We start from the raw sequence: 11,905 nt of genomic DNA, 5'->3' as shown, positions 1-11,905 counted from the left end.
GATGGGGCCTCGCCCAATCCCGTGCCGGCCAGGCCCTCGCCCCCCAGGCCCCGCCCCCAAGAGCCGGCCCCGGCCGAAAACCCAAACCGCCGGCCAAGGGACCCCCCGGCGGCCGCTCCCCCGGCAGCCCCCGCGCGCCGGCGGGCCCCGCCCCCCGCGGCTGCACCCCCCCACCCGCCCGCAGCGCCCCCGCCGGCAGCCGCGGGCGGCGGTGCCGTCGGGCGCGCGGGTGCTGCAGGCGGAGCGGCCGCCGGCGGTCCCTTCGGCGGCTGCTTCGGTTTTCCGTCAGGGCCCGTCTCTTGCGGCTGGGCCTGTGCGACGACGAGCGGCGAAGCGCTTTGCGCATGCGATGCGGTGTTTGCCAATTGCATTGCGGTCAGAGCCGTCGTCGCAAGCAGCACGAAACGAAGGTTGGTCATGGTGGTGAACTTCCCCGGAAGGTTCTTTGATGAAGTGTTGTGATGAACAGCTACGCGTTAGGCCGCATTGTGGCGGGCGATGCGACCGCAGTCCGATTTATTTCTGCACGCAAATCATATCACTATGGCAACGTTCATTGCGCATTCAGACGCAGCTTGCAATCGCCTCACATGTGATGCTTCCCCTCATAGCTGATCCCGCGGTGGATTTGCGTCCGTCGCAGGATTGGGCGTGAGCGGTCCGTTCGGCCCGCGCTGTGGAATCTCCTCGGGAACGCGCGGTGGCAATTCGACCGGCGGCGCCGGTGCATCTGGCTCGCGCACTGGAGGCGCGATGTCGGGCTGCGGATTGCCCGGCGGAATTCCGGGCGGCGGTTCGGTCGGAGTGCCAGGCGTCGACGGCGGAATCTCGGGCGGTTCGATCGGCATCGGCATCATCGAGATCGTTGTCCAGAGGACGACAACGAAGATGCCGTGCCGATGTTCCCTTGCGCGCGTATCGGAGCCCGCCTTATTCCGGCGCGTGACAGACGGCCTCGATATTGTGGCCATCAGGGTCGAGCACGAAGGCGCCGTAATAGTTCGCGTGATAATGCGGACGGATGCCGGGCGGACCGTTGTCGCGGCCACCGGCCGCCATCGCCGCCTTGTAGAAGGCATCCACAGTGGCGCGGTCCTTGGCCGCGATCGCAATGTGCACCGGCTTGTTCATGGCGCCTTCCGCGCCGAACCAGAAGTCCGGCTTGCCCTCGGCGCCGAAACCTGCCGCCGCAGCGTGACCGGTCTGCTCGGCCGTCACTTCCATGATCAGGCCATAGCCGAGCGGCGCCAGCGCCTTCGCATAGAACGCTTTTGCGCGCTCATAGTCGGAGACCGAGAAACCCAGATGGTCGATCATCATAACCTCCGTTGCTTGTCCTCGTCAGCGCGACAGCAACGTATTGCTCCGTGTCTTGCGTGCGATCGTAAAGCCGCGCGCGACCATGTCGGCAATACAATCCTGCTGCCATTCGTTTTGTGACAGGTGTTCGATCACCACCGCGCGCGGCCATAGTGATGGCGGCGCGTCGCGGAAGAAGCCGATCAGCACGCGGTCCTCGAAGCCCTCGACGTCGATCTTGAGCGAATCGACTTGGCCGACGCCGGCCTCGTCGAGGATGCGTGTCAGCCGCAGTGACGGCACCTTGATGGCCTCTGCGCTGGCCGTGCCGGTGACGACATGGGTGGCGCCGAGATTGCCGCCGCCGCTCTCGATCATCAGCTCGCCGTCGCTGTCGCCCGCGGCCGCCTGCACCAGGCGCACCTGCGGCGTCTTCGACGCGGCGTGATTGAAGGAGAGCCGTCCGAAGGTGGTCGGATGCGGCTCGATCGCGACCACCTTGCCTTGGGTGCCGACCTGCCGCGCCATCACCAGTGCAAAGGTGCCGACATTGGCGCCGACGTCGACGAATGTGCCGCCCGCAGGGGTGTGCCGGCGCAGGAAGTCGAGCTCGTCGAGATTGTAGTCGGGGTTGAACAGCGCGCCGCGCTCGGTCGCGCTGCCCTGGTGATAGAAGCGGAACGAGGCGCCCTGATATTGCACGTCGACCGGGCCGCCGCGCAGCAGATTGACCAGCCGCGACATCCAGGGCCGGAACGCGCCGCGCTTCAGCCCCGATCGTTGAGCGAGGCGGATGAGCGCAGCCTGCGCCGCGTTGGGCGCAAACGCGCCGAACGGCGCGGACGAAGGGGCGTTGTCGGACGTCAAGCAGCAGGTCCTCGTTGCAGGCGGCGCATGCATAGCTGGTTTTGCGGGGCGCCACAATTTCGGTGTCGTCCCGGACAAGCGTCAGCGCAGATCCGGGACCCATACCCCCAGAGCGTGGTTATGGTGCGAGACGCCCACTCCGAGTCGTCGCCAAACTCCTCCCTGTGGCTGGGTCCCGGATCTGCGCGCGCTTGGGGCGCGCTTGTCCGGGACGACGGAGAGAGAGCGGGTCCTACGCCGCCGTCTTCGGCGCGGCCTTGCGCTGGCGCAGGATGCGGCCGAGCAGCTTGCGCTTGCCCTTGCGTGGGATCAGGTCGATGTCGCTGACGAGCTTGGCGCCGCCCTTGCGCCGTTCCAGCACGATCTTGCGGCTGTGGAAGGCCTCCAGCTCGGCGCGATGCGCGACGCTGACAATGGTCGCCTTCGGCAGCTCGTCGGTGACCATCTTCATCATCTTGTCCTGGCTCTTCTCGTCGAGCGCCGAGGTCGCCTCATCGAGCACGACGATGTCGGGGGTGTGGAGCAAGAGCCGCGCGAAGGCGAGGCGCTGCTTCTCGCCGCCAGACAACGTCTGGTCCCACGGGCCCTCTTCCTCGATCTTCTCCTTGAGATGATCGAGCCCGACCTTGTGCAGGGCCTGGCCGATCTCCTCGACGGTCCAGTCGTCCGCGGCGCCGGGATAGGCGACCGCGCGGCGGAGCGATCCGGAGGGCACGTAGGGCCGCTGCGGCAGCATGAACAGCCGCCGGTCGGGATGGAAATTGACGCTGCCCTCGCCCCACGGCCAGAGCCCGGCGATGGCGCGCACCAGCGTGCTCTTGCCGGTACCGGATTCGCCGGCGACGAGCAGCCGTTCGCCCGGCTCGATCACCACCTCGGTCTCGCCGACCACGGCCGTGCCATCGTCGAGCGTGACGGAGAGGTCTTTCAGCTCCAGTATGGCCTCGTTGCGCGTCTCGCCGCGCTTGATGCGGCCGAGGCCGTCGCCCTGCTCGGCACGCTCGAGCGCGTCGAGCGACATCATCAGCGAAGCGATGCGGCGCGCGCAGGCGTTCCAGTCGGCGAGCCGCGGATAATTGTCGACCAGCCAGCCGAACGCGCTCTGCACGATGGTGAAGGCGGAGGCCGCCTGCATCACCTGCCCCAGCGTCATGCTGCCGTCGAGGAATTTTGGCGCGCAGAGCAGGAGCGGCACGACCGGCGCAACGAGGCCCGATCCCTGCGACACCAGCGTGGTGCGCATGTGCTGGCCGGCCAGTCGCGCCCATTGCCGCAGCACGCTGGTGAAGTTGCGGTCGAGGCCGTCACGCTCCTCGTCCTCGCCGCCGAGCAGCGCGATGCTCTCGCCGTTCTCGCGCACGCGCGTCAGCGTGTAACGGAAATCCGCCTCGGCCTGGTTCTTGCCCTCGGAGACCTGCACGAAGCGGCGGCCGATCACCGTGATCGAGCTCGAGGCAATTGCGGCATAGAGGATCGCGGCGACCACGAGGAAGCCGGGAATGGTGATTGAGGATCCGCCTAGCGGGATCGTGAGCGCGCCGCCGATGGTCCAGAGCACGATGATGAAGGTCACGGCCGACAACAGCGCCGAGGTCACGCCGGCGAGGAAGTCGACCGGCGAGTCCGTCGCAACGCGCAAATCCTCGGCGATGCGGTATTCGGGATTCTTGTGGTCGCCGTCGACGAGATTGAGTTGGTAGTAGCGCCCGTTGGCGAGCCATCGCGTCAGCACGCTCGCCGTGAGCCAGGCCCGCCAGCGCCGCTGGATACTCATCCGCGCGAACACTTGCGCGACACCGAGTGCGATGCTGCCGATCGCGAGCGGGAAGAACACCGCCGTGAGTTGGAAGACACTCGTCGCATCGCGCTTTTCGAGCGCGTCGAAGATCGCGCGATTCCAGACATTGATGCCGTATTGGAAGCCGACGGTCAGGACGATCAGCACGCCGAGGCCGATCGAGAACGGCCAGGCCAGCCGGTCGCCATTGCGGCCCCAGAATCCGCGCGCGCTGATCCAGAAGCGGGTGAGGAGATAGTCCTTGCGGGCCTGCTCTGCCTCTTCAGGCGAGAGCTCCGGGTCGGGCTCGATCACCTCCGGGGGCGGCGGCGCGACCTCATCGTCAGTCTCGCCCTTGATCTCGACAACGGGCGGCTTCGTGCTCTGTTCGCGCTTGGCGGCCGGCTTGTGCATGAGCGGACAACGCAAAGGAAATCAAACGGTTCCCTTGGGTTCCGGCCAGCGAATCACTCGGCGGCGCCGTCGCGCACGCGTCGCGGCCGTGCGGCATGGTGCAGAACGCGGGACAATTCCTCGATCGAATAGGGCTTTTGCACGAGATCGCAGCCGGCAGCGCCGTCCTGTGACAGGGCCTGGCTGTAGCCGGTGGTCAGCACGACCGGCACGCCGATGCCGCGGTCTCGGATCGCCTGCGCCAGATCGAGACCGGTCATCCCGGGCATCACCACGTCCGAGAACACGAGATCGAAGCGATCTGCGTCCATCACGAGCTCGGCGAGTGCATCGGTTGCATTATCGACCAGCGTGATGCTGTAGCCGAGCGCGGTGAGGCCATCGGCGGCGAAATTGGCCAGCTCGATATTGTCCTCGACCACCAGCACCGACATGCCGCTGCCGGCCACCGCCGGCGCGGTGTTGGGCGCCTGGCGCTGCGGCAGCAGGTCCGGCGGCACGCGCGGCAGATAGAGCGAGAACGTGCTGCCATGCCCCAGCTCGCTCGTCACGGTCACCTCGCCGCCGGACTGCCGGGCGAAGCCGAACACCTGGGACAGGCCGAGACCGGTGCCGTGGCCGACCTGCTTGGTGGTGAAGAACGGCTCGAAGATACGCCCTAATCGCGCGGCGGGAATGCCGACGCCGGTGTCGCTGACGGTCACGCGGACGAAGCCATGGTCTGCCGAGGTCTGGCCGGCCGAAAGCTGCGCCAGCGTGTCCACAACGGTCGTCGTGGTCTCGACGTTGAAAACGATCCTGCCTTTGCCCTGCATGGCATCGCGCGCATTGGTCGCCATGTTGATCAGCGCGGTCTCGAACTGGCTGGCATCGGCATTGACGAGGCACGGTTCTAGCGGCAGCTGCATGACGATCTCGATCGCGGGCCCCAGCAGCGTGGCGAGCATATCGTGCAGCGACTGCACCCGCGCGCCGGCGTCGAACACCTCAGGCTTGAGGGGCTGGCGCCGCGCAAAGGCGAGCAGCTGCGAGGTCAGCTTGGCCGCGCGCGCCACCGAATCCGCAATGGCCGTGATGTAGCGCTGCCGTCGCTCCTCGGTCAGCTGCGGGCGGTTCAACAAATCGACCGAGGCGCGGATCACGGTCAGGAGGTTGTTGAAGTCGTGGGCGACGCCGCCGGTGAGCTGGCCGAGCGCCTCCAGGCGCTGGCTGTGCTTGAGCGCCTCCTCGGCCTCGCGCCGCTTGGCGGCTTCGGCCTGAAGGTGCTGGGTGCGCCGTAGCGCGAGCGCCAGCAGCAGAAACAGCAGCGCGGTGGCGGGAATGCCGAACACCAGATGCTGGCCCATGGTGGCGAACCAGCGCGCGCGGATCGCCGAGGTCTCGAGCCCGGCGCTGACATAGATCGGATATTCGGCGACACGCCGGTAGGCGATGCGCCGCTCGATGCCGTCCGAGGGCCAGGCGACGGTGATGAGCCCGTGCTCGGGGTGAGCCGCGATCTCGCGGCCGACAGGTCCGCCCGGATCGAGGCGGAGGTCATGGTCGAGCCGCGGGAAATGGGCCAGCACCACGCCGTCGGTACGGCCCATCGCTAAGAAGCTGCCGGGATCGGCGCCGATCCTGGCGTAGAAACTCTCGAAATATTCCGGCAGGACGGAGGCCTGGATCACGCCGATGAAGCTGCCGTCGTCGCTATCGCGGCGGCGGCTCATGCCGAAAAAGCGCGCGCCCTGATAGGGTGGACGTGGCGTCAGCGGCATGCCGATGAAGGTGCCGATGCTCTGGTCGACATGGGCATAGAAGTAATCGCGGTCGGCAAAGCCGAGCTCGGGCGGTGGCGAGACAAGGCTGTTGACCAGCGCTTTTCCGTTCGCATCGAAGATCCAGGCCGATTTGAGCTGCGGCAGCGAGACGGTCAGGCGCTTCAGCCGGCGATGCAGCGTCGGCTCTCGCGCGCGGATGATGTCGTCCGGCAAGCCGCGCACGACCTCGTTGAGCTCGGCAAGGCTGCGGTCGATGGTCTCGAACACCTTGAGCGCGTGCTCATGCGCGACATCGACCGTGCGCTCGATCTCCCGGTCGGCGATATCCTTGGTCGATGTGTAGGAGATCGTGGCGGCAACGGCGAACAGCGCAATCGGCAGCGCCAGGGATGCCGCCATCATCCACTGCAACAGCCTCAGCGAGTTGCGTTGCGCCCTCTGCACAGTCGCTCCGTCCCGAGGAGGAGCTTAACCGAATCTTGTGCAGGGGAGGAAGTAGCTTATGCCTGAAACCGCTGGTTGCGATCCGAAAATTTGCGCGCCGAGCGGGACAGAGAAAATTCTGCTCGAATTGATCGCAATTGCAGAACACCCCGGCCGATCTGGCCGGGGTGGAAGGGACGGTCTTCGTCCTTAGATCTGCCGCTCGACCATCTTGAGCTTGAGCTCGGCGATGGCTTCGGCCGGGTTGAGGCCCTTCGGGCACGCCTTGGCGCAGTTCATGATGGTGTGGCAGCGGTAGAGCCGGAACGGATCCTCGAGATTGTCGAGCCGCTCGCCGGTCGCCTCATCGCGCGAATCCGAGACCCAGCGGTTGGCCTGGAGCAGCGCGGCGGGACCGAGATAGCGCTCGCTGTTCCACCAATAGCTCGGGCACGAGGTCGAGCAGCAGGCGCACAGGATGCACTCGTAGAGGCCGTCGAGCTTCTCGCGGTCCTCATGGCTCTGGCGCCATTCCTTCTGCGGCGTCGGCGAGGTCGTCTTCAGCCAGGGCTCGACCGAGGCGTACTGCGCGTAGAAATTGGTGAGGTCGGGGACGAGGTCCTTCACCACCGGCTGGTGCGGCAGCGGATTGATCTTCACCGCGCCGTCCTTGACGTCGTGCATCGAGCGGGTGCAGGCCAGCGTGTTCTGGCCGTCGATGTTCATCGCGCAGGAGCCGCAGACGCCTTCGCGGCAGGAGCGGCGGAAGGTCAGCGACGGGTCGATGTGGTTCTTGATCCAGATCAGGCCGTCCAGCACCATCGGACCGCAATCATTGGTGTCGACGTAATAGGTGTCGACGCTCGGATTCTTGCCGTCGTCCGGATTCCAGCGATAGACCTTGAACTCGCGAAGCTCGGTCGCGCCCGCCGGCTTCGGCCAGGTCTTGCCGCCGGTGATCTTGGAGTTCTTCGGAAGTGCGAATTCAACCATTGCTCTAACCTTTCGTCATTCCGGGATGGTCCGAAGGACCAGACCCGGAATCTCGAGATTCCGGGTTCGATGCTGCGCATCGCCCCCGGAATGACGGCTAATGTTCGATCAATACACGCGCGCCTTCGGCGGGATGTACTGCACGTCGTTGGTCATGGTGTAGTCGTGCACCGGGCGGTAGTCGATCTTGACCTTGCCGGAATCGTCCAGCCAGGCCAGCGTGTGCTTCATCCAGTTCTTGTCGTCGCGCTCGGAGAAGTCCTCGCGGGCATGCGCGCCGCGGCTCTCGGTGCGGTTGGCGGCCGAGTTCATCGTCACCACCGCCTGCACGATCAGATTGTCGAACTCCAGCGTCTCGACGAGGTCCGAATTCCACACCAGCGAGCGGTCGGACACCGCGATGTCGGTGATGCCGCTGTGGACCTTCGCGATCAGGTTCTGGCCCTCGCTCAGCACTTCGCCGGTGCGGAACACCGCGCAATTGTTCTGCATCACGTGCTGCATGCCTTCGCGCAGCTTCGCGGTCGGCGTGCCGCCGGAGGCGTAGCGGAAATGGTCGAGGCGCCCGAGCGCCATCTCGGCCGAGTTCGCCGGCAGCTCCGGCTGCTCGGCGTTCGGCGTCAGCTTCTCGGCGCAGCGCAGCGCCGCGGCGCGGCCGAACACGACGAGGTCGATCAGCGAGTTGGAGCCGAGGCGGTTGGCGCCATGCACGGAGACGCAGGCTGCCTCGCCGAGCGCCATCAGGCCGGGAACCACGGCATTGTCGTCGCCGTTCTTCTTGGTCAGCACTTCGCCGTGATAGTTCGTGGGGATGCCGCCCATGTTGTAGTGCGTGGTTGGCACGATCGGAATCGGCTCGCGCGTCACGTCGACATTGGCGAAGATCTTTGCGGACTCGGAGATGCCGGGCAGCCGCTCGGCCAGCACGGCGGGATCGAGATGGTCGAGATGCAGGAAGATGTGGTCCTTCTTCTTGCCGACGCCGCGGCCTTCGCGGATCTCGATGGTCATCGCGCGCGAGACGACGTCGCGGGAGGCGAGGTCCTTGGCCGACGGCGCGTAGCGCTCCATGAAGCGCTCGCCCTCGGAGTTGACGAGATAGCCGCCTTCGCCGCGCGCGCCCTCGGTGACGAGACAGCCCGCGCCGTAGATGCCGGTCGGGTGGAACTGCACGAACTCCATGTCCTGCAGCGGCAGGCCGGCACGTAGCACCATGCCGCCGCCGTCGCCGGTGCAGGTATGGGCCGAGGTGCAGGAGGCGTAGGCGCGGCCATAGCCGCCGGTCGCCAGAATCGTGGTCTGGGCACGGAAGCGATGCAGCGTGCCGTCGTCGAGCTTCAGCGCGATCACGCCGCGGCAGGCGCCCTGGTCATCCATGATCAGGTCGATGGCGAAGAACTCGATGAAGAACTCCGCCGCATGGCGCAGCGACTGGCCGTACATCGTGTGCAGCATGGCGTGACCGGTACGGTCGGCGGCGGCGCAGGTGCGCTGCGCCTGGCCCTTGCCGAAGTCCATGGTCATGCCGCCGAACGGACGCTGGTAGATCTTGCCGTCCTCGGTGCGCGAGAACGGCACGCCCCAATGCTCGAGCTCGTAGACCGCCTCGGGTGCGTTGCGCACCATGTATTCGATCGCGTCCTGGTCCCCGAGCCAGTCCGACCCCTTCACGGTGTCGTACATGTGCCAGCGCCAGTCGTCCTTGTGCATGTTGCCGAGCGAAGCCGAGATGCCGCCCTGCGCCGCGACCGTGTGCGAGCGGGTCGGAAACACCTTGGTGATACAGGCCGTGCGCAGGCCCGCTTCGCTGCAGCCGACGACGGCGCGCAGGCCGGCGCCGCCGGCGCCGACCACAACGACGTCATAGGTGTGGTCTTCGATCGGATAGGCTTTGCCGTTGGTGGCGGGAGCGCCGTTGCCCGTGCCATTCGTTGTGGTGGCCATGGGTTACACTCCGGAAGAAAGTTTCAGGATCGCGTAGGTCGAGGCCAGTGCCACGGCGACCGAGAAGAAATTGTTGAGCATGATCGCGGTGAGCTTCAGCTTCTCGTTATGGACGTAGTCCTCGATCACCACCTGCATCCCGATCTTCATGTGCCAGGCGCTGGCGAAAATGAAGAGCAAGAGGATCACCGCGATCGGCAGCGAGCCGAGGATCTGCGCGGCGCCGGCCTGGTTGCGGCCGAGCAGCATCATCACGATGACCACGACCGGAATCATCAGCAGCGTCATGGCGACGCCGGTGATGCGCTGGCGCCAGAAATCCGACGTGCCGGAATGGGCGGCGCCGAGATTGCGGACGCGGCCGAGCGGGGTGCGCATGCTGCGCTTGGGTGTATCGGTTGCGCTCATCGTCCGCCTCCGATTGCATAGGCGATGATCCAGACCAGCACCGTCAGCACGATGCCGCCGATCAGCGCGCCCCAGGTCAGGGCTTCGCGCTCATTGGCCTTGAAGCCGTAGCCGAGGTCCCACACGAAATGCCGGATGCCGCTCAACATATGGTGCATCAGCGCCCAGGTGTAGCCGAACACGATCAGGCGTCCGATGATGCTGCCGGTGAAGGCCTGGACGTGGGCGTAGGCGGCCGGGCCGGAGGCGGCTGCGATCAGCCACCAGGCCAGCAGCAGCGTTCCGACGTAAAGGGCGATGCCGGTGGCGCGGTGAACGATGGACAGCGCCATCGTCAGCGTCCAGCGATAGGTTTGGATGTGCGGCGAAAGCGGTCGTTCGATCCGTGCGGTCATGGGCGGCTTTTGATGTTTGTTGCGGCCCAGCATGGGGCGCGCGGGGATCGCGAAAGGTCGGCTCTATTTACGGAGTCGATTTGGCCTGCGCAATCACCAAATCGCCATAAATCGAACGCGGGTTCAGCTCTATGGCCTTGATGAACCAAGGCCAATCAGGGGCTTGGTATACCAGCCCGGCTGTATGCCGACCAAGAATCAAATAAATATTCATTCTTTGCGGCGATGCCTGAGGCGCATTGAAATCACTATTGGAACGGCTCTAACCGTCCAGGAGCAGCCCAGAGTTCGAACCAGTTAGCCTGCGCCGCGGGAGTCCAATCGGCCGGTCGCCGAGACATCCGCAATTTCCGTCATGCGCACCGATTTTTCGCGTTGCGGACGGATATGCACAGCCTGCATTCCACCCAAGACCGGAGACGCGGCGGTCGACCGCCCAGACCAGATCGCCTACAGCTTGGCACGCCGCCAACTCCGATCGGACGTTTCGGAGACGCTGCGACCAGTCGCCGGGGCAAGTCAGGGTGATTGCAGGTCTTGATATCAAGGAAATCGTCGAGCTCGCGCTGCTGCTGATCGCAACCGGCGCGCTTTCGGGATTCCTGGCCGGCGTGTTCGGCATCGGCGGCGGCGCGATTCTCGTGCCGGTGTTCTACGAGTGCTTCCGCATCGCCGGCGTGCCGCTGGAGGTGCGGATGCCGCTCTGCATCGGCACCTCGCTCGCGGTGATCATCCCCACCTCGATCCGCTCGTTCCGGGCGCACTACAAGCGCGGCGCCGTCGACATGGTGATCCTGCGGGTCTGGTGGCTGCCGATCGTGATCGGCGTCCTCGCCGGCAGCGTCATCGCGCGCTTTGCGCCGGAGCGGCTGTTCAAGATCGTGTTCGTCTGTGTCGCCTGGTCAGCCGCGGCGCGGCTGATCTTCGCGCGCGAAGGCTGGAAGTTCGGCGACGATCTGCCGAAGGGCCCGTTGATGCGCGTCTACGGCTTCTGCGTCGGCATCCTCTCGACGCTGATGGGCATCGGCGGCGGCCTGTTCTCGAACCTGTTGATGACCTTCTACAGCCGCCCGATCCATCAGGCGGTCGCGACCTCGTCGGCGCTCGCGGTGCTGATCTCGATTCCCGGCGCGCTCGGCTACATCTATGCCGGCTGGCCCGCGGCGGCGAACTATCCGGCGGTCGCAGCGCTGCAAATCCCGTTCGCGCTCGGCTACGTCTCGCTGATCGGCGCCGTGCTGGTGATGCCGATGAGCCTTGTCACCGCGCCGCTAGGCGTGAGAGCGGCGCATGCGATGTCGAAGCGGACGTTGGAGGCCGCGTTCGGCTGCTATCTGTTTATTGTTGGAAGCCGGTTTGTGCTGAGCTTGGTGGCTGGGCAGTGAGCGGTCTGGGGCACGCGCTCGCCCCGTACTCCGCTGTCATCGTCCGACTTGATCGGGCGATCCAGTATTCCAGAGACTGCAGTGCTTGAGCCGAGAGGCTGCGGCGTACTGGGCGAATTCAATCGGTCGTTGCAACACCTTGACAAAGGAGGTTGCGATGACGCGGTCCCAAGGAATTCTGCGAGAGAGTTGTAGGCCGTTCTGGGCTGCGATTGCCGCGGGGCGCTCGAGCGAGGA

At 65.8% G+C, this 11,905-nt stretch carries 10 protein-coding genes; 1 reads left to right on the top strand and 9 read right to left on the bottom strand.

Annotated elements, in window-relative coordinates:
• Nucleotides 1–605 precede the first annotated feature (605 nt).
• The 9 genes from CVM73_RS41385 to sdhC all read right to left on the bottom strand — a co-directional run bounded on the left by CVM73_RS41385 (nt 606) and on the right by sdhC (nt 10,283).
• The gene (locus CVM73_RS41385; protein WP_167407299.1) at nt 606–848 is read right to left on the bottom strand and encodes a hypothetical protein; all 243 of its coding nucleotides are present in this window, start codon (nt 846–848) and stop codon (nt 606–608) included.
• Nucleotides 849–930: 82 nt separating this feature from the next.
• Nucleotides 931–1,317 carry a VOC family protein gene (locus CVM73_RS38025; protein ID WP_100236836.1) on the bottom strand — a complete coding sequence of 129 codons (387 nt, stop codon included), beginning with the start codon at nt 1,315–1,317 and terminating at the stop codon, nt 931–933.
• A gap of 24 nt (nt 1,318–1,341) precedes the next feature.
• Entirely contained in the window at nt 1,342–2,166 is an 825-nt protein-coding gene (locus tag CVM73_RS38020) for an FkbM family methyltransferase (RefSeq protein ID WP_167407298.1), read from the bottom strand.
• 232 nt (nt 2,167–2,398) lie between these two features.
• Entirely contained in the window at nt 2,399–4,357 is a 1,959-nt protein-coding gene (locus CVM73_RS38015) for an ABC transporter ATP-binding protein/permease (protein WP_100236832.1), read from the bottom strand.
• Between the two features lie 53 nt (nt 4,358–4,410).
• Nucleotides 4,411–6,564 (bottom strand): hybrid sensor histidine kinase/response regulator, encoded by a 2,154-nt coding sequence (locus CVM73_RS38010; protein WP_100236831.1) that lies wholly within the window; start codon nt 6,562–6,564, stop codon nt 4,411–4,413.
• Nucleotides 6,565–6,753: 189 nt separating this feature from the next.
• Nucleotides 6,754–7,536 carry a succinate dehydrogenase iron-sulfur subunit gene (locus CVM73_RS38005; protein ID WP_100236830.1) on the bottom strand — a complete coding sequence of 261 codons (783 nt, stop codon included), beginning with the start codon at nt 7,534–7,536 and terminating at the stop codon, nt 6,754–6,756.
• Nucleotides 7,537–7,644: 108 nt separating this feature from the next.
• Entirely contained in the window at nt 7,645–9,480 is a 1,836-nt protein-coding gene (sdhA, locus tag CVM73_RS38000) for a succinate dehydrogenase flavoprotein subunit (protein ID WP_100236829.1), read from the bottom strand.
• A 3-nt stretch (nt 9,481–9,483) separates the two neighbouring features.
• Nucleotides 9,484–9,888 carry a succinate dehydrogenase, hydrophobic membrane anchor protein gene (gene sdhD / locus CVM73_RS37995; RefSeq protein WP_100236828.1) on the bottom strand — a complete coding sequence of 135 codons (405 nt, stop codon included), beginning with the start codon at nt 9,886–9,888 and terminating at the stop codon, nt 9,484–9,486.
• Entirely contained in the window at nt 9,885–10,283 is a 399-nt protein-coding gene (gene sdhC / locus CVM73_RS37990; protein WP_100236835.1) for a succinate dehydrogenase, cytochrome b556 subunit, read from the bottom strand. Before sdhC ends, sdhD begins: the two co-directional genes overlap by 4 nt.
• Nucleotides 10,284–10,807: 524 nt before the next feature.
• Between sdhC and CVM73_RS37985 the strand changes: the two genes are divergently transcribed.
• Nucleotides 10,808–11,668: a sulfite exporter TauE/SafE family protein gene (locus CVM73_RS37985; RefSeq protein WP_100236827.1), complete on the top strand. Its 861-nt coding sequence runs from the start codon at nt 10,808–10,810 to the stop codon at nt 11,666–11,668.
• Nucleotides 11,669–11,905 lie beyond the last annotated feature (237 nt).

This window comes from Bradyrhizobium forestalis (assembly GCF_002795245.1).
GTDB lineage: Bacteria > Pseudomonadota > Alphaproteobacteria > Rhizobiales > Xanthobacteraceae > Bradyrhizobium > Bradyrhizobium forestalis.
The sequence above is the reverse complement of the archived record's forward strand: the minus strand, read 5'-3'. Positions and strand labels throughout refer to the sequence as shown.